At 66.1% G+C, this 21,335-nt stretch carries 20 protein-coding genes; 9 read left to right on the forward strand and 11 right to left on the reverse strand.

All coding sequences use genetic code 11. The annotated features are described in order from the left end of the window. The 7 genes from rsmG to argC all read right to left on the reverse strand — a co-directional run bounded on the left by rsmG (nucleotide 1) and on the right by argC (nucleotide 7,288). Nucleotides 1-651: a 16S rRNA (guanine(527)-N(7))-methyltransferase RsmG gene (rsmG, locus tag NFH66_RS17560; RefSeq protein ID WP_349611590.1), complete on the reverse strand. Its 651-nt coding sequence runs from the start codon at nucleotides 649-651 to the stop codon at nucleotides 1-3. Next, nucleotides 648-2,552 carry a tRNA uridine-5-carboxymethylaminomethyl(34) synthesis enzyme MnmG gene (gene mnmG / locus NFH66_RS17565; RefSeq protein WP_349611591.1) on the reverse strand — a complete coding sequence of 635 codons (1,905 nt, stop codon included), beginning with the start codon at nucleotides 2,550-2,552 and terminating at the stop codon, nucleotides 648-650. The genes rsmG and mnmG overlap by 4 nt, the downstream gene beginning before the upstream one ends. A gap of 735 nt (nucleotides 2,553-3,287) precedes the next feature. Beyond that, complete coding sequence (locus NFH66_RS17570; RefSeq protein ID WP_349611592.1) at nucleotides 3,288-4,055, reverse strand: amino acid ABC transporter ATP-binding protein; 768 nt, start codon at nucleotides 4,053-4,055, stop codon at nucleotides 3,288-3,290. A gap of 33 nt (nucleotides 4,056-4,088) precedes the next feature. After that, entirely contained in the window at nucleotides 4,089-4,760 is a 672-nt protein-coding gene (locus NFH66_RS17575; protein WP_349611593.1) for an amino acid ABC transporter permease, read from the reverse strand. A gap of 110 nt (nucleotides 4,761-4,870) precedes the next feature. Then, nucleotides 4,871-5,659: a transporter substrate-binding domain-containing protein gene (locus NFH66_RS17580; protein ID WP_349611594.1), complete on the reverse strand. Its 789-nt coding sequence runs from the start codon at nucleotides 5,657-5,659 to the stop codon at nucleotides 4,871-4,873. A gap of 123 nt (nucleotides 5,660-5,782) precedes the next feature. Then, nucleotides 5,783-6,136: an iron-sulfur cluster insertion protein ErpA gene (gene erpA / locus NFH66_RS17585; protein ID WP_349611595.1), complete on the reverse strand. Its 354-nt coding sequence runs from the start codon at nucleotides 6,134-6,136 to the stop codon at nucleotides 5,783-5,785. A 117-nt stretch (nucleotides 6,137-6,253) separates the two neighbouring features. After that, a complete protein-coding gene (gene argC / locus NFH66_RS17590; RefSeq protein WP_349611597.1) occupies nucleotides 6,254-7,288 on the reverse strand; it encodes an N-acetyl-gamma-glutamyl-phosphate reductase in 1,035 nt (344 codons plus the stop codon). A gap of 129 nt (nucleotides 7,289-7,417) precedes the next feature. On the opposite strand from argC, the gene NFH66_RS17595 reads away from it, so the two are divergent. The 9 genes from NFH66_RS17595 (at nucleotide 7,418) to NFH66_RS17635 (ending at nucleotide 16,870) form a co-directional block, all read left to right on the forward strand. Next, complete coding sequence (locus NFH66_RS17595) at nucleotides 7,418-9,262, forward strand: chloride channel protein (RefSeq protein WP_349611598.1); 1,845 nt, start codon at nucleotides 7,418-7,420, stop codon at nucleotides 9,260-9,262. Nucleotides 9,263-9,298: 36 nt separating this feature from the next. Continuing rightward, on the forward strand, nucleotides 9,299-9,730 hold the full coding sequence (hemJ, locus tag NFH66_RS17600) for a protoporphyrinogen oxidase HemJ (RefSeq protein ID WP_349611599.1): 432 nt from the start codon (nucleotides 9,299-9,301) through the stop codon (nucleotides 9,728-9,730). Then, entirely contained in the window at nucleotides 9,730-10,575 is an 846-nt protein-coding gene (gene thiD / locus NFH66_RS17605) for a bifunctional hydroxymethylpyrimidine kinase/phosphomethylpyrimidine kinase (RefSeq protein ID WP_282040508.1), read from the forward strand. The genes hemJ and thiD overlap by 1 nt, the downstream gene beginning before the upstream one ends. Before the next feature lie 155 nt (nucleotides 10,576-10,730). Then, nucleotides 10,731-12,023, forward strand: a complete 1,293-nt coding sequence (gene hemL / locus NFH66_RS17610) for a glutamate-1-semialdehyde 2,1-aminomutase (RefSeq protein ID WP_161431925.1) — start codon at nucleotides 10,731-10,733, stop codon at nucleotides 12,021-12,023. 64 nt (nucleotides 12,024-12,087) lie between these two features. Further along, nucleotides 12,088-13,347 (forward strand): P-loop nucleotide/nucleoside kinase family protein, encoded by a 1,260-nt coding sequence (locus NFH66_RS17615; protein WP_349611601.1) that lies wholly within the window; start codon nucleotides 12,088-12,090, stop codon nucleotides 13,345-13,347. 10 nt (nucleotides 13,348-13,357) lie between these two features. Beyond that, nucleotides 13,358-13,972, forward strand: a complete 615-nt coding sequence (gene rdgB / locus NFH66_RS17620) for an RdgB/HAM1 family non-canonical purine NTP pyrophosphatase (protein WP_349611603.1) — start codon at nucleotides 13,358-13,360, stop codon at nucleotides 13,970-13,972. Further along, nucleotides 13,972-15,153 carry a radical SAM family heme chaperone HemW gene (hemW, locus tag NFH66_RS17625; protein ID WP_349611605.1) on the forward strand — a complete coding sequence of 394 codons (1,182 nt, stop codon included), beginning with the start codon at nucleotides 13,972-13,974 and terminating at the stop codon, nucleotides 15,151-15,153. The genes rdgB and hemW overlap by 1 nt, the downstream gene beginning before the upstream one ends. A 100-nt stretch (nucleotides 15,154-15,253) precedes the next feature. After that, on the forward strand, nucleotides 15,254-15,931 hold the full coding sequence (locus NFH66_RS17630; protein WP_349611606.1) for a YiaD family glycine zipper/OmpA-like lipoprotein: 678 nt from the start codon (nucleotides 15,254-15,256) through the stop codon (nucleotides 15,929-15,931). Between the two features lie 90 nt (nucleotides 15,932-16,021). Continuing rightward, nucleotides 16,022-16,870 (forward strand): 23S rRNA (adenine(2030)-N(6))-methyltransferase RlmJ, encoded by an 849-nt coding sequence (locus NFH66_RS17635; RefSeq protein WP_349611607.1) that lies wholly within the window; start codon nucleotides 16,022-16,024, stop codon nucleotides 16,868-16,870. Nucleotides 16,871-16,876: 6 nt separating this feature from the next. On the opposite strand, the gene mnmE is transcribed toward NFH66_RS17635, so the two are convergent. The 4 genes from mnmE to rpmH form a co-directional block, all read right to left on the reverse strand. Beyond that, nucleotides 16,877-18,244, reverse strand: a complete 1,368-nt coding sequence (mnmE, locus tag NFH66_RS17640; protein WP_349611609.1) for a tRNA uridine-5-carboxymethylaminomethyl(34) synthesis GTPase MnmE — start codon at nucleotides 18,242-18,244, stop codon at nucleotides 16,877-16,879. 104 nt (nucleotides 18,245-18,348) lie between these two features. Then, nucleotides 18,349-20,037 (reverse strand): membrane protein insertase YidC, encoded by a 1,689-nt coding sequence (gene yidC, locus NFH66_RS17645; protein ID WP_349611610.1) that lies wholly within the window; start codon nucleotides 20,035-20,037, stop codon nucleotides 18,349-18,351. A gap of 135 nt (nucleotides 20,038-20,172) precedes the next feature. Further along, on the reverse strand, nucleotides 20,173-20,619 hold the full coding sequence (gene rnpA, locus NFH66_RS17650; RefSeq protein WP_349611611.1) for a ribonuclease P protein component: 447 nt from the start codon (nucleotides 20,617-20,619) through the stop codon (nucleotides 20,173-20,175). Nucleotides 20,620-20,632: 13 nt separating this feature from the next. Then, nucleotides 20,633-20,767 (reverse strand): 50S ribosomal protein L34, encoded by a 135-nt coding sequence (gene rpmH, locus NFH66_RS17655; RefSeq protein ID WP_023005112.1) that lies wholly within the window; start codon nucleotides 20,765-20,767, stop codon nucleotides 20,633-20,635. Nucleotides 20,768-21,335: the final 568 nt, after the last annotated feature.

Below are 21,335 nucleotides of genomic sequence, written 5' to 3' on the forward strand. Positions count from 1 at the left end.
TCAGGGAGCCGGGACTCGTGTCCGGCGCTCGAGCACCACCAGCAGGCGTGTGCCAACCTCGAAGGGCACCTCGAGGAGATGGCGGGCCACCGGCGCGACCTCCGCCGGCAAGCCGGCAAGCTCCTCATCCACGGCCGGCCCCTTCATGGCGAGCCACTGCCCGCCCGGGGCCACGCAGTCACGGGTCAGCGAAACGAAGTCGCCGAGGCTGGCGAAGGCCCGCGAAATGACCTGGTCGTAGCGCTCCTCGAAGGCCTCGATGCGTGCCTGCACCGGCGTCACGTTGGTGAGGCCCAGTTCCATCACCGCCTGGCGCTGGAAGCGTACTTTCTTGCCGTTGCTGTCGAGCAGGGTCACCTCCAGCTCGGGCTTGAGGATCGCCAGCACCAGCCCCGGGAAGCCCGGTCCGGCCCCCACATCGAGCAGTGTCCCAGCGCTCAAATAGGGCAGTACTGCGGCGCTGTCGAGCAGGTGGCGCGAGACCATCTCCTCGGCAGAGCGTATCGCGGTGAGGTTATAGGCGCGGTTCCACTTGTGCAACAGCCCGACCAGGTCGAGGAGCCGACGACGCTGTTCGGGGTCCACGACGATGCCCAACTGCTCGAGTCCCTGGTCGAGGCGCGTCGCCACGCCGTCTTTGCTTGCCGTCATGCGTTGGCCGCCTTGCGATCGTCGAGGAGTCGACGCTTCTTGAGGTGAATCAACAGGATCGACACCGCCGCCGGGGTGACCCCGGAAATGCGTGCGGCCTGGGCCAGAGTCTCGGGGCGCGCCTCGGCGAGCTTCTGGCGGATCTCGTGGGAGAGCCCCTCGACCCGGGCATAGTCCAGGTCGGCCGGCAGCGGAGTCGCCTCGTGGCGCTTGAGCTTGGCGATCTCCTCCTGCTGGCGGTCGATGTAGCCCTGGTACTTGGCCTGGATCTGCACCTGCTCGGCGGCCGCCTCGTCGCTCAACGGTTGACCGTCGACTCCCGGCAGGTCGGCCACGTCGGCATAGCCCAGTTCCGGACGCTTGAGCAGATCCATCAGGCTGTACTCACGCGTCGGCTCCTTGCCGGTCTTCTCGGCGATACGCTGCGCTGCCTCGCTACCGGGCTGCACCCAACTGGCCTTGAGCCGGGCGCTCTCGCGCTCGATGGCCTCGCGCTTCTCGTTGAAGGCCGCCCAGCGGGCATCGTCCACCAGCCCCAATGTGCGCCCGATCTCGGTGAGCCGCAGGTCGGCGTTGTCCTCGCGCAGCAGCAGGCGGTACTCGGCCCGGGAGGTGAACATGCGGTAGGGCTCGCGGGTGCCCAGGGTGATCAGGTCGTCCACCAGCACGCCGAGATAGGCCTCGTCGCGACCCGGGCACCAGGCCTCGAGCCCCTGTGCCCGGCGCGCGGCGTTGAGACCCGCCAGCAGCCCCTGGGCAGCGGCCTCCTCGTAGCCGGTGGTGCCGTTGATCTGGCCGGCGAAGAACAGGTTGCCGATGTATTTCGTCTCCAGCGAGTGCCGCAGGTCTCGCGGATCGAAGAAGTCGTACTCGATGGCGTAGCCGGGCCGGGTGATATGGGCATTCTCCAGCCCGCGCATGGAGCGCACCACCTGCAGCTGCACATCGAACGGCAGCGAGGTGGAGATGCCATTGGGGTAGAGCTCGTGGGTATCGAGCCCCTCGGGCTCGATGAAGACCTGGTGGCTCGCCTTGTCGGCGAAACGATGCACCTTGTCCTCGATGGAGGGGCAGTAGCGTGGACCGACCCCCTCGATCGTCCCGGAGTACATCGGCGAACGGTCGAGGTTGGCGTGGATGATCTCGTGGGTGCGCTCGTTGGTATGGGCGATATGGCAGCTGACCTGGTGAGGGTGCTGGTCGCGATTGCCCATGAACGACATCACCGGGGTCGGGGTGTCGCCCGGCTGCTCCTCCAGCAGCGTGAAGTCCAGGCTCCTGGCATCGAGGCGCGGCGGGGTACCGGTCTTGAGGCGATCGACCCGGAACGGCAGGGCACGCAGCCGCTCGGCCAGGCGGTTGGAGGGCGGGTCGCCGGCGCGACCGCCGCGGGTACTGTCGAGCCCGATATGGATCACCCCGCCGAGGAAGGTCCCGGTGCACAGCACCACGGTCTCGCCGAGGAAGCGGATGCCGGTCTCGGTGACCACGCCTCGTACCTGGTCGTGGTCGACGATCAGGTCGCCGGCAGCCTGCTGGAACAGCGTCAGGTTGGGCTGGTTCTCGAGCAGGCCGCGGATGGCCGCCTTGTAGCGTACTCGATCGGCCTGGGCCCGGGTGGCGCGCACTGCGGGGCCCTTGCGGGCGTTGAGCACGCGGAACTGGATCCCACCAAGGTCGGTGGCCAGCGCCATGGCGCCGCCCAGGGCATCGACCTCCTTCACCAGGTGGCTCTTGCCGATGCCGCCGATGGCCGGATTGCAGGACATCTGGCCGAGGGTCTCGATGTTGTGGGTCAGCAGTAGGGTACGAGAGCCCATGCGAGCGGCGGCCAGGGCGGCTTCGGTTCCCGCATGGCCGCCGCCGATGACGATGACGTCGAAGCGGTCGGGGTAATCCAAGGTGCACCTCGTTGGCGCCGGGGCGCCTGTCTTTCTGTCAGGGGGGTGAAATCAGCCCGGCAGTATAAACCGACTGTGGGTAATCGTCAGGGTTTTCCACACCCGGCCTCTCGCTCGGGCCGGTACCCACCTCACTTATCAATTAATATCAGTATATAAATAAAGAAGTTCTGTTGTGGTAGTAACTACTGGTGTGGACAAAACCCGTGGATAAGTAATTTTCTATCAATTACTTCAGCAGTTTACACTGTTGATAATACGCAGGAGAAAAGGCTGACAGCCTGCGGACTAGCGGTCGTGAGCCTGTGGATGGAATGGTGCCTTGTCCACACCACCAACCCTGCACGGCTTGTCCACCGGCGGGTACCCTGCTTGTGCCCGCGGCTGTGAACAACTGGGCCTCTTATCCACGACCCCCTGCAGCACGGGGCTCTCAGCCAGGATGTGGGGCGCCTGGAGGGAATTCTGTCCACAGGCGAAAAAAGGGGTTCTTTGCAGACTGGCGTGAAAGCGAACAGTAGGAGGGAGGCTCCGCCTCGCGACTGGAGGCCGAAGGCCTCCCGGTAATGCCACGAGGCTAGGCACCACCACCAGGGCGCCTGACGGCGCCAATCGCGATGCAGAGCATCCCTCCTACAACCTGAATCACGCCAAAGTGCGAAGATCCAAAAAAGGGCCCTGTCGCGATGCGACAGGGCCCTTTCCATCCTGGTGGAGCCGATTCTGGTGCTTGAGCTAGTGCTTGAGTACCCGCGAGAGGAAGCTGCGGGTGCGCTCATCGCTTGGGCTATCGAAGATCGTCTCCGGCGGGGCCTCCTCGACGATTTCTCCCCGGTGGACATAGATGACGCGATCGGCCACTTCGCGGGCGAAGCCCATCTCGTGGGTGACGATGATCATGGTCATGCCCTCCCGAGCCAGCTCGCGCATGGCGTCGAGCACCTCGCCGATCATCTCCGGGTCCAGCGCCGAGGTAGGCTCGTCGAACAGCATCAGCCGCGGCTCCATGGCCAGGGCGCGGGCCAGGGCGACGCGCTGCTGCTGGCCACCCGAGAGCTGGGTCGGGTACTTGTCGGCCTGGTCGGCGATGCCGACTCGCTCGAGCAGGCGCTCGGAGGTCTCCACCGCGTCCTCCTGGCTCCAGCCACGCACCTTCATGGGCGCCAGGGTGACGTTGTCGCGCACGCTCAGGTGGGGAAAGAGGTTGAACTGCTGGAACACCATGCCGACCTCGGTACGGATCTTCTGCAACGCGCGGCCGCTCTTGCCATGGGGCGTCAGCTCGTTGCCATCCACCTCGATATGACCACCCTGGAACTCCTCCAGGCCGTTGATGCAGCGGATCAGGGTCGACTTGCCGGAGCCACTGGCGCCGATGATCACTACCACCTCGCCGGGTATCACCTCGAGGTCGATGTCCTTGAGCACGTGCAGCTTGCCGAAGTGCTTGTTGACCCTCTCCATGCGGACGATGGCGGTGGTCGGGTTCTCGTTCTGTGTCATGTGATTGGCCTCCCTTGCTCTGTGTTGACCCGATCACTGGCCGACCAGGCCACGCCGCTCGAGCTGGCGCAGCAGGATCGACAGGGTCCAGGTGATGGCCAGGTAGAGCAGTGCCACCATCAGGTATACCTCCATGGCGGTGAAGGTGGTGGCGATATAGATCTGCCCCTGACGCACCAGCTCGCCCACCCCGATCACCGAGAACAGCGAGGTGTCCTTGATACTGATGATGGCCTGGTTGCCCAGCGGCGGGATCATGCGGCGCAGGGCCTGGGGCCAGATCACGTAGCGGAAGGCTTGGCTACGGGACAGGCCCAGGGAGAGCGAGGCCTCGCGCTGGCCGCGTTCGATGGACTGCACGCCGCCCCGGACCACTTCGGAGATATAGGCGCCGGAGTTGACGGCAATGGCCGCGATCCCCGCGGTAAGGGCGTTGATCGGCTCGCCGAGGATCTGTGGCAGGCCGTAGAAGATGAACAGCACCTGCACCAGGATGGGAGTGCCGCGAAACACCTCGATATAGAAAATGGCGGGCAGACGCAGCCAGAAGAGCGGGCTGATGCGCATGAGGCCGAAGACGATACCGATCACGAAGCCGATGGCGAGGCCACCGAAGGAGATCAGCAGCGTCCAGGGAATGCCCGGCAACAGGTAGGGTATCGAGCTGAAGGCGGCCGCCCAGTCGAATTGAAAGGTCACGTCCACGAGGAGGTCTCCGGGAGCGTTGAACGACACGGGGCCGGGTGGTCACACCGCCCGGCCCCGCGGACTCTCGCATCGCCCAATAGGGCGATGATATCGGGTGGGGAGTCGCCTCAGTCGTCGCTGGGCGCCTCGCCGAACCACTTGGTGTAGATCTCGTCGTAGGTGCCGTCTTCCCGCATCTCGGCCAGCGCCTGGTTGACCGGCTCCACCCACTCGCTGCCCTGGTGGAAGACGATGCCGTACTGCTGGCCCTCGTAGAGGGGCCCCACTACCTTGGTGCGGCCCTCGCCGCGGGTCTTGGCGAAGTAGCCGACGTTGGGCGCATCGTAGAAGGCGGCGTCGACGTTGCGGCCGAGCAGCGCCATGTACATGTCGGAGGTGCCCGGGTAGGGAGTGATCTCGGCACCATCGCCCAGATTCTCCTGGAGGAAGTCGTAGCTGGTAGAGCCGATCTTGGTGGCCACGTTCAGGTTCTCGAGATCCTCGATGGTCTCCACGTCATCGTTGTCGGCACGCACCATGATGCGCAGGCCGGAGTCGTAGTAGGGATCGGAGAAGTCGACGATCTTGGCGCGCTCCTCGGTGATGGTCACACCGGCGATGGCGATCTCCTGGCTGCCGGTCTGGATGGCCGGGATGATGCCGTTGAACTCCATGGTGGTGAGGTTGACCTCGAAGCCGGCGCGCTCGGCGACCTCGTGGATGATGTCCATGTCGAAGCCGATCATCTCACCGGTCTCGGTATCCAGCATCTCGAAGGGCACGAAGCTGGGGTCGGTGACCACGTTGACGGTGGTGTCCTGGGCCAGGGCTGTGCCTGCCAGGCCGGTGCCCAGTGCCAGGGCGCTGGCCAGGAGGGAGTGCTTCAGGAAGGGTGAAGCCAGAGTCGATTGTTTCATGAGATTCCCCGTTCTTAGGACTTTTCTGATGGGACTCGCCGTTTCAGCCGTTTCAACCTTGGCGAGATTCCCCCAGAGCGTCAAGTCGGGGTCGCTCACGGTCCACGCATGGGGAAGGCGCCGCTATACCATGAAGGAAGCACCACAGCCGCAGGTAGTGGTGGCATTGGGGTTCTGGATCAGGAAGCGGGCGCCGGCCAGCCCCTCCTCGTAGTCAACGGTGGAGCCGACCAGATACTGATAGGAGAGCGGGTCGATCACCAGCGCCACGTCGCCGAACGGGATGACGGTGTCGTCATCGGCCGTCTCGTCGGCGAAATCGAAACCGTACTGGAAACCCGAGCAGCCACCACCGGTGACGTAGACCCGCAGCTTCAGCGCGCTGTTGCCCTCTTCCGCAATCAGGGTGCGCAGCCGGGCCCTTGCACTGCTGGACAGCATCAGGGGCGTAGGGACGAAGGATTCGGCTTCGCTCATGGTGGACTCCAAAGGATGGAAGCTTGACCGGTCATTATCCGCAAACCCCAGTAAAAGGGTCAACTTTCCGGGGAGGGACCTTCCCTGGCGCCCTCAATGTCTGGTGGGAGAGCCGGATCAGGGCATCAGGGCGGGGGCAGCCAGGCCGGCGTTCTCGTCGCAGCCGAACATCAGGTTGAGGTTGTGGATCGCCTGGCCCGAAGCACCCTTGACGAGATTGTCGATCACCGCAAGCACCACCACGGTATCGCCGTCGCCGGGGCGGTGCACGGCGAGTCGACAGAGGTTGGCGCCCTTGACGCTGCGGGTCTCCGGGTGGCTGCCCGCGGGCATCACGTCGACGAAGGGCTCGCCGGCGAAGTGAGTCTCGAACAGTGCCTGGAGATCGCCGGGATCGCCGGTGAGGCGACCGTAGAGGGTGGCATGGATACCGCGGATCATCGGTGCCAGATGGGGAACGAAGGTCAGGCCGACCGCCTGGCCGGCGGCGTCGCCGAGACCCTGGCGAATCTCGGGCAGGTGACGATGGCCCGAGGCGCCGTAGGCCTTCATGGATTCGCTGGCCTCGGCCAGCAGCGAGGGTACCTTGGCACCGCGGCCGGCGCCGGTGACCCCTGACTTGCAGTCGGCGATGACATGCCCGGCATCGATCAGCCCCGCCTTCAGCAGCGGCAGCAGGCCCAGCTGCACGGCGGTGGGGTAGCAGCCGGGGACGGCCACCAGGCGTGCGCCGCGAATGCGCTCCCGATTGACTTCGGGCAGGCCATAGACGGCCTCGGCGAGCAGCTCGGGAGCGCCGTGGGGTTGGCCGTACCACTCCGCCCACTCCGCGGCATCACGCAGGCGGAAGTCCGCGGAGAGGTCGATGACCCGGGTGCCGCGTTCCAGCAGTTCGCCGGCGAGGGCGTGGGCCACGCCATGGGGGGTGGCGAAGAACACCGCATCGCAGGCGCCCAGGCGTTCGGCGTCGGGCTCGCTGAAGGTCAGGCCGTCATAGTGTCCGCGCAGGTTGGGGTAGAGCTCGGCGACACCCAGGCCGGCCTCGGAGCGCGAGGTGATGGCCTCGACCTCCACCTCCGGATGCTGGGCCAGTAGCCTGAGCAGTTCGACGCCGGTGTAACCGGTACCGCCGACGATTCCGACCTTGATCACGTGAGTCTCCTTGATTGACGAAATAAAGGGAGGACGCTCCGCAAGCGGCGGGCTGTCATCGCCCTGGGGATATGATACACAGGTGGAGGACCGGAAGGGTCGTTACTCAGTCTTAAAGGAAGCCGCGACGTGCCGCGTTTGCCTCGCCTCGATGCTGGTCAAGGACTGGAGCGCTTTCGACATCAGCTTGCCAATGTGGATGCCCTGCCGCAACTCTGCGTCCTGGGCGTCGTGGCAGGGGTGTTGACCGGTATCCTGATGGTGGGGTTCCGCAGCCTGCTGGCGTTGGGCGGGCTGTGGTTGTTTCCCACCGACAACCCCGAGGCATTCGAATCCTTGTCGCCGGTGCTGCGCAGCCTGCTGCCGCTGGGGGCGGCGCTGCTGATCGGCCTGTGGATGTGGCTCACCCCCCAGGTCGGCCGCCAGGTTGGGGTGGTGCACGTGATCGACCGCTTGGCCTATCACCAGGGACGCTTCCCGCTGCGCAACTGGCTGACCCAATGGGTGGTGGGCCTGATCTCGGTGCTGGGGGGACTCTCCGCCGGCCGCGAGGGGCCGGCCATTCACCTGGGGGCCGCCGCCTCCAGCGGCCTGGGCCAGCACCTGCGCCTGCCCCATAACAGCCTGCGGGTGCTGGTCGCCTGCGGTACCGCGGCGGGCATCGCCGCCTCCTTCAACACACCCATCGCCGGGGTCATCTTCGCCATGGAAGTGGTGATGATGGAGTACACCATCATCGGCTTCATGCCGGTGATCCTGGCCTCCACCATGGGCGCGGTGGTAGCCCACCTGGTCTATGGTCCCGACCCCGCCATCGGCGTGCCCGACCTGCACCTCAACTCCCTGCTCGACCTGCCCTGGATCATCGTCAGCGCCCTGGTGATCGGCCTGTTGGCCGGCCTGTTCGTCAGGGTATCGCGGCTGGGGCCGCGCCTGGAGCGCCTGCCGATGGCGCTACGCTTCTTGATGGCCGGCGGTGCCGTGGCCGCCGTGGCCTGGTGGTATCCTCAGGTGCAGGGCATGGGCTATGACACCCTCCAGGCCACCCTCAGCGGTTCGGTGGCGGTGGACGTGCTGCTCGCCGTGGCCATTGGCAAGCTGCTGCTCACCGCTGGCACCGTGGCCTGCGGGATTCCGGTGAGCATCATCGGCCCGGTGCTGGTGGTCGGCGGCGCGGCCGGTGCGCTATGTGGCATGACCGGCCAATGGCTGCTGCCCATCGAGGCCTCCAATCCGGCACTCTACGCCATGCTCGGCATGGCGGCGATGATGGGCGCGGTACTGCAGGCGCCGCTGGCGGCGCTGATGGCGCTGCTCGAGCTGACCCACAACCCGAATATCATCCTGCCCGGCATGCTGGCGGTGGTGGTCTCCTGCTTGACCGCGCGCCAGTTGTGTCGCTGCGGTGGGTTCTTCATCAGCGTTACGCGCCAGGGGTTGCACCCCCTCCAGCAGCCGCTGATGCAGGCGCTCTCACGCGTCTCGGTGCCGGCGGTAATGGAGCGCCGGCTGGTGCGCACCCAGCGCATGGTGTCCCCCGAGAAGGCACGCGGGTTGCTGGAGTCGGAGCCTGTGTGGATCCTGATCGAGCGCTCCAGCGACGACAAGCCGGTGCTGGCGCTCAAGGCCGCCGACCTGGCCCGCTGGCTCACCGAGCAGGCGGCCAGTGACCAGGTGGCGTCCCACGCCGAGGGGGGCGAAGCGATAGCGGCTCGACCGAGTGCCGGGCAGGCCTTCGAGGGCGACCCAGCGGAGGACGAGACATCCCTGATCGACCTGCTGGAGATTCCCGGCGTGCGCCTGGAGCTGGCCCCGATCGGGCTGCAGGCTACCCTGTCGGAGGCCTTCAGCAAGCTCAATGACTCGATGCTCGATGCCCTCTACGTGGAGCACGGCCATCGGCCGAAGCAGAAGCGGATTTCCGGTATCATCACCCGTGGCGCCATCGAGCGATTCTACCGCGTCGATCACTGACGCTACGCCCTTTCCCCCGACCCGCAAGGAGCTTGCATGTACCTGTGGTTCAAGGCCCTGCACCTGATCGCCATGGTGACCTGGTTCGCCGCCCTCTTCTATTTGCCGCGGCTCTACGTCTATCACGCCATGGCGCGCGACCGCGGCGAGCAGCAGGCGATCGATCACTTCCTGGTCATGGAGCGCAAGCTCTATCGCGGCATCATGACCCCCTCCATGATCGCTGTGCTGCTGTTCGGCGGCGTCATGCTGGTGCTCAATCCCGGCTGGCTGACCCAGGGCTGGATCCACGCCAAGCTGTTGCTGGTGGTATTGCTGGTGGGCTATCACCATGTCTGCCTGATCTACCTGAAGCAGTTCGCCGAGGCGCGCTGCAAGCGTGGCCACGTGTTCTTCCGCTGGTTCAATGAGCTGCCGGTGATTGCCCTGCTGATCATCATCTTCCTCGCCGTGCTCAAGCCGTTCTGATGGCAGCCATCACGGACCACGACCCCCATCTGCCGGTCGTGCTGGTGCTCGCCGGCCACGACCCTACCGGCGGCGCCGGCCTGGTGGCCGATGCCGAGGCGGTTGCCGCCGGCGGCGGCTGGGCGCTGACCGTGCCAACCGCCCTGACCGTGCAGTCCTGCAGCGATGTCTCGCGGGTGATCCCCGCCGATCCCGAGGTCATGCGCGCCAGCGTTGCCGCCCTCGACGAGTTCGCGGTGGCGGCGATCAAGATCGGCCTGGTGGCCGACCTGGCGACCCTGGATGCGATCACCGACATCCTCCGGCGCTTTCCCGGGGTGCCGGTGGTGGCCGACCCGGTGCTGTCTGCCGGCGGCGGCAGGGAGTTATCCACAACCGAGCTCGTCGATGCCTACTGCGAGCGGCTGCTGCCGCGTGTGGATATCCTCACCCCCAACCGGGGGGAGCTGGCGCGGCTCTCCCCAAGCCTGCTGCAGGATACCGAGCGGGCCGTGGCGCTGATGCGCCTGGGCTGTCAGGCGGTGCTGGTGACCGGCACCGATGACCCGGCGCCGGGGGTACCGGCGGAGCGCGTGGCGCATACGCTGCATGCCCCGGACCAGAGTCGCCAGTGGAGCTGGCCGCGGCTTGCGGGGCGTTATCACGGCTCAGGCTGCACCATGGCGGCCTTCCTGGCGTCGCGTCTGGCCGTCGGGGAGTCACTGGTGATGGCCTGCGAGCAGGCACAGGCATTCACCTGGGAGGCATTGGCCCACGGCTGGCGGCCCGGCGAGGGCCAGGCGCTGCCTCGTCGCCTCTGGCGACTGCCGACGGTGGCGAGCGTCGCATCACCCGCTTCTCCCTGAGGGGGGTCTGGCCTTTGGCGGCCGGAGCATCGAGAATGGGGGCAATGTTCAGGCATGCCGCCGCGGCGCTCAGATCGGCGGAAATTGCCGCCACTTCACTTCCTGTGAATAGCTTATCCAGAGAATTATCCACAGCCTCGAGGACACGACACGACATGACGACCTCCGCCCAGCTCTTCGCCCAGGCCTGCCGGCATATCCCCGGTGGGGTCAACTCCCCGGTACGCGCCTTCAAGGGGCTGCAGCGTCCGCCGATATTCATGGAACGCGCCCAGGGCGCCTACCTGTTCGATGTGGAAGGCCAGCGCTACGTGGACTACGTGGGCTCCTGGGGACCGATGATTACCGGTCATGCCGATCCGGACGTGCTGGGGGCGGTGCGTGGGCGGCTCGACAACGGCCTCTCCTTCGGCACCCCCACCGCCATCGAGACCACCATGGCGGACCTGATCTGCGAGATGATCCCCTCCATCGAGATGGTGCGCATGGTCAACTCCGGCACCGAGGCCACCATGTCGGCGATCCGCCTGGCGCGTGGTGTCACCGGCCGCGACAAGATCGTCAAGTTCGAGGGCAACTACCATGGCCACTCCGACTCGCTGCTGGTCAAGGCGGGCTCCGGGGCGCTGACCCACGGCGAGCCGAGCTCTCCCGGCGTGCCGGCGTCCCTGGCCGAGCACACCATCACCCTGTCCTACAACGATATCGATGCCGTGGAGCAGTGCTTCGAGGAGATCGGTGACCAGGTGGCCTGCATCATCGTCGAGCCGGTGGCCGGCAACATGAACTGCATCCCGCCCCAGCCCGGCTTCCTGGAGAGCCTGCGTCGGGTCTGCAATGCCCACGACAGCGTGCTGATCTTCGACGAGGTGATGACCGGCTTCCGGGTGGCCATGGGCGGTGCCCAGGCCCACTACGGCGTGCGCCCCGACCTCACCTGCCTGGGCAAGATCGTCGGCGGCGGCATGCCGGTGGGTGCCTTCGGTGGCAGCGAGACCATCATGTCCAATATCTCGCCGCTGGGCCCCATCTATCAGGCGGGTACCCTCTCCGGCAACCCGCTGGCCATGGCGGCGGGCATCGCCTTGCTGACCAAGCTGCGCGAGCCGGGTTTCCATGATGCCCTGGCCCAGCGCGTCGAGACCCTCTGCCACGGTCTCCAGGAGCGCGCTGATGCGGCCGGCGTGGAGATGATCACCCAGCGTGCCGGTGGCATGTTCGGCCTCTTCTTCACCGGCCAGAGCCGAGTCGACAACTTCGCCCAGGCCACCGCCTGTGACGCCGACGCCTTCCGTCGCTTCTTCTCTGCGATGCTCGACGAGGGGGTCTACCTGGCGCCTTCGGCCTACGAGGCGGGCTTCATGTCCAGCGCTCACACGCCGGAGGATATCCAGTTCACCCTGGATGCCGCTGAAAAGGCCTTTGCGGCTATGCAACGTCAAGACTGAGCAACGTCAGGACTGAGCAGCGTCAGGACTGACGCCTCATCGAATCACCACCGGGAGAACCGCCATGCGTGATACCCAGGATGCCGACAAGGCCGGCAGTGGCGAAAGTCTGGAACTGGAATCGCTTATCGATGCTCTGGTGGCCTATCACCGCGGGGCGGCTTCCCATGATGCCGAGGGCCAGGCCGCCGGTGAGCCCCTCGCCAGGATCATGGCGGCCGAACTGGCGGCGATCCGCGAGGCCCTGCTCGATGAGGAGGAGCGCACGCGCCTCGATCAGCTGGGGGGGTGGCTGGAGCAGGACCTGGTGCGCCTGACGCCCATCCTCGAGGCACGCGCCGCGCGCCGGGTACCGAGCTGGGCGCTGCGCCACCCCGCCAGCCGGCTGTTCCACGCGGGTAGACCGCTGCTGGCCAATGCCATCGGGCGAGACCTGGAGGTGGCCGGCGCCGAGCTCGCCGATGATCCCGCCAGCGACCTGGCGGCGCTGCTGGTGGGCCTGGAGGGACGCGAGACCCCGGAATTGACGCGGCTGGCGCTGGATCGCTATCTGCGCCACTCGGGGGACTACGAGCTCTCTCGGCTGCTGTCGCTGTTCGGCACCTGTCATGCCCTGACCGCCGCCCGGCGAGCCCTGCGTCGTCGATCCGTCCGGGGGCTCGACCCGGAACACCCGGCCCTGCTGGCCGAGAGCATGGCCGAGTGTCGTCGCTACCTGGCGCTGGCCGAGCGTATCGCCGAGTTCCGCTTCCCGCCGCTGATCATCGCCGTGGGCGTCTCGGGCAGCGGCAAGAGTCGCTTTACCCGCGGACTGGTCACCGGCCTGGGAGCGATCCGCGTCAGCTCCGAGGCCGAGCGGCAGCGACTCGCCCAGGCCGATGACGACTCGATTCATGCACAGGGCGATGGCGACTCGGGGGGTGTGGATATCTTCGGCGAGGCGGCCACGGCGGCGACCTATCGCCGGCTTGCCGCCTGCGCCAGCTATCTGCTGGATGCCGGCATCCCGGCCTGCGTGGATGCCACCTGCCTGACCCGCGTCCAGCGTGACCTGCTGCGCCAGCAGGCCGAGGCCCGCGGCCTGCCCTGCCTGCTGGTCAGCTTCGAGGCCGACGACGCCACCCTGCGCCGGCGTATCGAGAAGCGTGCCTCACGCCAGGGCGTGGCCGTCGAGGAGAGCCTGTCGGTGCTGGCCCAGCAGCAGCAACGTTTCGAGCCGTTCGCCGACGAGGAGCGCCTGCACCTGGTCCATCTCGACACCACCGCGGACAATGCCGCCGAGTCCCTGCTGAGCCTTATCGAGGAGCATGTGAAGCTTGCCTGAGAGGAATCCCATGACCCCCATTGCTAGCCTGGTGCTGGCCAGTGGCAATCCCGGCAAGCTGCGCGAGTTCGCCCAGCTGCTGGCGCCGCTGGGCATGCAGGTGCGCCCCCAGTCGGACTTCGCCGTACCCGAGGTGGATGAGACCGGCCTGACCTTCGTCGAGAACGCCCTGCTCAAGGCGCGCGAGGCCAGCCGCGTCAGTGGCCTGCCGGCCCTGGCCGATGATTCCGGCCTGGAGGTCGATGCCCTCCACGGGGCCCCCGGCATCTATTCCGCCCGCTATGCCGGCGAGCCGAAGAGCGACGAGCGTAACAACGCGCGCCTGCTCGAGGCGCTGGCCGAGGTGCCCGAGGGAGCTCGCAGCGCGCGCTACTGGTGCGTGCTGGTGTATCTGCGTCATCCTGAGGATCCCGTGCCGCGGATCGTTCAGTGCAGCTGGGAGGGCGAGATCCTGGCCCATCCGCGCGGCGAGGGAGGCTTCGGCTATGACCCGTTGTTCTGGCTGCCCGACCAGGGCATGAGCGTGGCCGAGCTGCCGGCGGCGGAGAAGAACCGGCTGAGCCATCGCGGCCGGGCCCTGCAGGCCCTGGTCGAGCAGTTCCGCCAGGACCACGGGAGCCACTGATGGCACTGCCACCCCTGGCGCTCCCCCCGCTGGCCCTCTATGTGCACGTGCCCTGGTGCGTGCGCAAGTGCCCCTACTGCGACTTCAACTCCCACGCTGTCGGCCGCTCCGCCGGCCTGCCCGAGGAGGCGTATCTCGCCGCCCTGCTCGCTGACCTCGATGCCGACCTGCCGCTGGCCGCGGAGCGGGAGCTGGTTAGCCTGTTTATCGGGGGCGGCACGCCGAGCCTGCTCTCCGCCGACTTCTACCGGCGCCTGCTGGCAGGCGTGGCCGAGCGCCTGCCCCTGGCCCACGATATCGAGATCACCCTCGAGGCCAATCCCGGTACCCTGGAGCGCGGTCACTTCGCCGGCTACCGCGAGGCGGGCATCAATCGCCTGTCGCTGGGCGTGCAGAGTTTCCAGACGCCACAGCTCACGGCACTGGGGCGCATCCACAGCGGTGATGATGCGGAGGCGGCCTTTTCCGAAGCGCGCCAGGCGGGCTTCGACAACCTCAACGTCGACCTCATGCATGGGCTTCCCGGGCAGACACCGGAACTGGCGTTGAAGGACCTTCAGCATGCCCTGGCGCTGGAGCCGGAACACCTCTCCTGGTACCAGCTCACCCTGGAGCCCAATACAGAGTTCTACCGCTACCCGCCGCTCCTGCCCGAGGAGGAGGCGTTGTGGGAGATCCAGGATCAAGGCCATGAGTGCCTCGAGGCGGCGGGATTCCATCGCTACGAGATCTCGGCCTATGCCCGGGAGGGGCGCCGCTCACGCCACAACCTCAACTACTGGCGGTTCGGCGACTACCTGGGCATCGGTGCCGGCGCCCACGGCAAACTGAGCGCCCCGGGCGAGGATGGCCGCTTGCGCATCGAACGACGCTGGAAGAGCCGCCAGCCCGAGGCCTATCTGCGGCGGCGTCACGATCCGCGAGGGTTCGTGGCCGATGTGCATCCCGTCGACGAGACCGACCTGCCGCTGGAATTCACCATGAACGCGTTGCGGCTGCCCGAGGGTGTGCCACTGGCGCTATGGAGCGAGACCACCGGCCTGCCGGAAGCGGTGCTGGTCGAACGTCTCGCCAGCGCACGCAAAAAAGGACTTCTGGTGGAAGATGGCCAAAGGGTTCAAGCTTCCCCCCGAGGTCTACTATTCTTGAACGAACTGCTGGCGTCCATCGACGAGTCCTGATGGTGCCTGTGCTACGCTCATCGCAATCGCTGCCATTGACGGCCCCAGGGATGAACGAACGGGCCAATGACCAATGACCCAAACCAAGGAGAACACCACGATGACCAAGCCACTTCGTTTCATGGCCCCGCTGGCCGCTGCCGTGCTGCTGGCCGGCTGTGCCACCACTGACCCCTACAGCGGCCAGACCGACCGCAACCAGACCGGCACCGGTGCCGCCATCGGTGCCGTGGTCGGCGCCGCCGCCGGCGCACTGAGCGGCGACGGCAGCACCAGTCGCCGCGACCGTGCCCTGGTGGGTGCCGCCGTGGGTGCCGCCGCGGGTGCCGGTATCGGTGCCTATATGGATCGACAGGAGCAGCAGCTTCGCCAGAGCACTCAGGGCACCGGCATCGGTGTCGATCGTCGCGGCGACGATATCGTGCTCAACATGCCCAGCGAGGTCACCTTCGGCTTCGACTCCAGCGAGCTGACCCTCAGCGCAAGCAACGCCCTCAACGATGTGGCCAGGGTGCTGACCCAGTACGACGATACCCGCGTCAATATCGGGGGACATACCGACAGCACCGGTGATGCCACCTACAACCAGCGGCTCTCCGAGCGCCGTGCCCAGGCGGTGGGCAACTACCTGGCCCAGGCCGGTGTCGCCGGTAGCCGCCTGAACATGACCGGCTATGGCGAGAGCCAGCCGGTGGCCAGCAACAACAGCGAGCAGGGGCGTGCCCAGAACCGTCGCGTCGAGATCACCCTCTCTCCCATCGAGAGCCGCTTCGAGTAAGCGCTACCTCGATACCCAGCGGTAACCGTCGGGCTCGCCACTCCTGTGGCGGGCCCTTTCTATACCCTGCCGATACGCGGATCCGCAGCCATGCTCTCCTACCAGCACGCCTACCATGCCGGTAATTTCGCCGACGTTCACAAGCATCTGACCCTGCATGGGGTCATCGATTATCTATTACGTAAAGAATCATCGATTACGTTCATCGATACTCATGCCGGTCGCGGCCTCTATCCCCTGGCCGCTGAGGAGACATCCCGGCTGCATGAATACCGCCAGGGCGTCCTGCCCCTGTGGGAGGGACGCGATTCGCTCATGGCTGAGGAACTGCTGGGCGGCTGGCTGGCGGCGCTGGTGGAGGCGCAGCCGGACCCCCGCCACCTGACCCTCTATCCGGGGTCACCCTGGTGGATGGGGCGGCGACTGCGCTCCGGTGACCGCCAGCTGCTCTTCGAGCTGCATCCCGGGGAGCATGCCCATCTGGCGGGCCAGCCGCTGGAGGGGGATATCCGCACGATTCATGGCGACGGACTGAAGGGTCTCGTCGACCGCCTGCCGGTGAAGACGCCGCGCCTGTGTGTGCTGATCGATCCGAGCTACGAGCGCAAGCAGGAGTATGTCGAGGTGGCCCAGGCGCTGCTGGCGACACTGCACAAGGCGCGGCATGCCGTGGTGCTGGTGTGGTACCCGTTGCTGCCGGCAGGCCGGCACCACGAGCTGCTCGATGCCGTGAAGGCCGGTGGCGTACGCAAGGTATGGCGCAGCGAATTTCGCCTGCAGGCGCCGGGCCACGAGGCGCGCGGCATGTTCGGCAGTGGCATGCTGGTGGTCAACCCGCCGTGGGGACTCGACCAGCGTCTCGCCGCGGCCATGGGGCGGGTAGCCCCGCTGCTGAGCGGTGCGGCGAGCTATCGCGGCGACTGGTGGGTCGGCGAGTAGGCCTGCCTACTTGCCGATACAGAAGCTGCCGAAGATCTCGCCGAGCAGGTCGTCGGCGCTGAACTCCCCGGTGATCTCGCCCAGTGCCTGCTGGGCGTCGCGCAGGTCCTCCGCGAGCAGCTCGCCGGCCCCGAAGCCCGAGAGCTGGGCCTCGCCGTTGTGAAGCGCCCGCTCGGCGCGATCCAGGGCGTCGAGGTGGCGGCGGCGGGCCGAGAAGCGTCCCTCTGCCGTCGCATTGAAGCCCATCACCTCCTTGAGGTGCGCCTTCAGGTTATCCACACCCTCTGTGGTCTTCGCGGAGAGCCTGACGATGGGAGTGGTTGTGGATAAGTCGAGTCCCGGGCGCTCCTCGCTGGCGTCGATCTTGTTGCGTACCAGGGTCAGCCGCGAGGGGTCGGGTAGCCGGGCCACGAACTCGGGCCAGATCGCCATCGGGTCGGTGGCGTCGGTGGCCGCGGCATCAACCAGCAGCAGCACCCGGTCGGCCTTCTCGATCTCTGCCCAGGCGCGAGCCACACCGATCTGCTCCACGGCGTCCGGCGTGTCGCGCAGGCCGGCGGTGTCGATGATATGCAGTGGCATGCCGTCGATATGGATGTGTTCGCGCAGCACGTCGCGGGTGGTGCCGGCAATGTCGGTGACGATGGCGGTCTCCTGCTCGGTCAGGGCGTTGAGCAGGCTGGACTTGCCGGCATTGGGGCGACCGGCGATCACCACGCTCATGCCCTCGCGCATCAGTGCACCCTGGCCGGCGGCGGCACGCACCGCGGCGAGCTCCTGCAGCACGCTGGCGAGCATCTCGGTGACGCGGCCATCCCCCAGGAAGTCGATCTCCTCCTCGGGAAAGTCGATGGCCGCCTCCACATAGATGCGCAGTTCGATCAGGCGCTCCACTAGGCCCTCGACCCGGCGCGAGAAGTCTCCCTGCAGGGAACGCAGGGCGTTCTCGGCGGCGGCACGGGAGCTGGCGTCGATCAGGTCGGCGATCGCCTCGGCCTGGGCCAGGTCGAGCTTGTCGTTGAGGAAGGCGCGCTCGGAGAACTCGCCCGGGCGGGCCGGGCGCGCGCCCAGCGCGATGCAGCGCTCCAGCAGCAGGTCCATGATCACCGGTCCACCGTGGCCCTGCAGTTCCAGGACATCCTCGCCGGTGAAGGAGTGTGGACCCGGGAAGAACAGCGCGATGCCCTCGTCGAGTACCGTCTCTTCGCCCCGGAAGGGCCCGTAATGGGCGCGGCGTGGCGCGGGGCACTGGCCTATCATCGCCTCGGCGAGCGTCGCGCTGAGCGGGCCCGAGACGCGGATGATACCGACCCCGCCGCGTCCCGGCGGTGTGGCCAGTGCGGCGATGGTGTCCTGGTCGTGAAGCGGGGCCATGGGGGGTCTCCTCGGCGTGATGCCAGCATTGTCGTTGCGGCTCCCCTGAAACGCCAGACCCCCGCTCGGGGCGGGGGTCCAGGGAGTCGCTCAGGCGAGCTCGGTCACTTGGTCTTCATGCCCTTGCCCACGCTGGGGTCGTTCTCGATCTTGCGGGTAATCACGTACTGCTGGGCGATGGAGATGATGTTGTTCACCACCCAGTAGATCACCAGGCCGGCCGGGAACCACAGGAAGAAGAAGGTGAAGACGATGGGCAGCATGCGCATGATCTTCGCCTGCATGGGATCCGGCGGGGTGGGGTTGAGCAGTTGCTGCACGAACATGGAGGCACCCATCAGGATCGGCAGGATGAACAGCGGATCCTTCACCGAGAGATCCTGGATCCAGAACATGAAGGGCGCATGGCGCAGCTCCACGGACTCCAGCAGCATCCAGTAGAGGGCGATGAACACCGGCATCTGCACCAGGATCGGCAGGCAGCCACCCAGAGGATTGATCTTCTCCTTCTGGTAGAACTTCATCATCTCCTGGGACATCTTCTGGCGATCGCTGCCGTACTGCTCCTTGAGGCGCTGCATCTCCGGGCCCAGCTTGCGCATGCGGGCCATGGACTTGTAGGCCTTGGCGGAGAGTGGCCACAGCGCGGCCTTGACCAGAATGGTCAGCAGCACGATGGACCAGCCCCAGTTGCCCACCACGTCATGGATCTTGTCGAGCAGCCAGAACAGCGGGTTGGCGATGAACCACAGCCAGCCGAAGTCGACCGTGAGGTTGAGGTTGGGAGCCACGGCTTCCAGGTAGTCCTGCACCTTGGGGCCCACATAGAGGGTGGCGGCGAGGCGAGATTCGCCCTCGGCGGCTACCTGGGTCACCGGGCCGGCGAAGGCGGCCACATTGCGCCCCCGGGAGTCGGTGGTGGCGTAGTAGAGGTTCTGCTGGCTCTGGGACGGAACCCAGGCGCTGACGAAGTAGTGCTGGATGATCGCGACCCAGCCGCCCTCGGCCTCGCGGTTCTCGAAATTACCCTTCTGGATATCCTCGAAGTCGACCTTCAGGTAGCGATCCTCGGGGGTGGAATAGGCCGCGCCAAGGAAGGAGCGCATGCCCATCTTGGGACCACTGGAAGGATCGCTGCTGTTGTCGCGGGCCAGCTGGCCGATGAAGCGGGCCGAGACGGGCTCCGCGCTGGTGTTGGCCAGGAAGTATTCGACGTCCACCGCATAGTTGTTGCGCTCGAAGGTGAAACGCTTGGTCACCTGGATGCCGTTGACCTCGCCAACCAGATCGACCTCCAGGCGCTTGTCACCCTCGGCCAGGCGATACTCGGTCTTCTCGGGAGCGTAGGCGATGCGTCCCGACTGGCCGTCCAGCTGCAGCCCGGAGCGTGCCACGTAGCTGCGCGTCTCGCCGTCGGAGAGCATCACATAGGAGCGGTCCGAGTCGAGGGTCAGCTTGTGCTGGGGCAGCGCCGCATAGACGATATCGCCGCCTTGGGGGTCGATGCGCAGGTCCAGCACGTCGGTCATCACGGCAACCAGATCGCGGCTGGCGGCCGATTCCGGCTCGTCGGGCATGGCCTCGGTCATGCCATTGCCACTGCTCGTTGCCGGAACCGCCAGGCCATCCGCGGCGCCTTCGGCCAGGGAATCGTTGCCTCCGGGCTGATTGCTGGTGAAGGAGGGAGCCTGCGGCTCGACGGCCGTCTGGCCATAGTCCTGATTCCACTGCACGACGATCAAATAGGCGAGCACCGCCAGTGGAATCAGCAATAGGAGTCGTTTTACGTCCATGAAGGTTCTGCCCAGTGGGAAGTGAACATGCCAGGGGCGGAAGGCGATTCAGCCGCCCGAGATAGACAAAAGCCTGCCGATGGCAGGCTGAATTCCGAACACGGACTCTCGAGGGTTGCCCCGGCTGCGTCAAGCCTAGCCTTGCGAAGGGATGTGCTCATGCTTACGCGGGCTCCGATCGGATGAAGACGGCGCGACGCTTGATGACGGGTGTCCTGCGGGCGTCTTCTGGGCCTCGCGTGTCAGTCGTCGCCACATCCCGAACAGCTGCCGGTGCAGGGTCTCGTTGTCCAGATCGCCCACGCCGCGTCGCGAGAGTATCACGATGTCGACGGCCGGGAGACGATGCTGTTGAAACCGGATCGACTCACGCACCAGCCGCTTGACGCGGTTGCGGTCCACGGCACGGCGCAGACTCTTCTTGCTGATGACAAGGCCGATGCGGGGATGCCCCAGATCGTTGGGCGTGGCCAGTGCCATCAGCCCCTTGCCATGCACCTTGAAGGATGCATTCTCGAAGACCTGGCGATAGTCCCCTGCCGTCAGCAGGCGCAGACGGCGGGGAAACGACTGACGGGGCACGCAGGGTCCGTGATCAGGCGCTCAGGCGCTTGCGACCCTTGGCGCGACGACGCGCCAGGACGGCACGTCCATTCTTGGTGGCCATCCGGGCACGGAAACCGTGCGTACGCTTACGCTTCAGGACGCTGGGCTGAAAGGTGCGTTTCATAACTCGTTATTCCCACGTGGTTTTCTGGACGATTCGTCGTTTTCGAGGCGCCTGGATTCCCGCTGGGAACCCGAGCGTATTCGGTTCAAGACCGGAAATTGTAGTGATTTCCTCCGGGCGGTGCAATTTTTCTGTGTGTCGATCGCTCGATTGCCCGGATGCCGTTGCCCCGATTTGCTCACACGAGGAGCGGCAGGCGGCTCGCACAACCCGTTCGCTGCCTATGTCCGGCTACCATAATTACAATGTTTATAACCTGTAGTACGTTGTTATTAATACTGGGGAGCCATTTTGTGGATAAGTCAATTAACATTAACATTCACAAGGATTTAAAGAGATGATACGGCTGTGGACAATGGCGGGATGAAGGGTGCGTGAGAGTGGGGTATCCTGTGGATGGAAGATGATCTTCTACACAGCCGCCGGTTGCACACAGTTCCACCCCGAGGAAGTCAGCCTATCATCGGCCTACTTTTCCACAGGCCGTGGAGAGGCGTCGGGGGTGTGGATAACCAGCCCCCGGGGCGATACAATGCTCGGCCGTTTTTCGACAAGGTGGTGACGTCGC

The sequence above is a fragment of the Halomonas sp. H10-9-1 genome (genome assembly GCF_040147005.1).
GTDB lineage: Bacteria > Pseudomonadota > Gammaproteobacteria > Pseudomonadales > Halomonadaceae > Halomonas.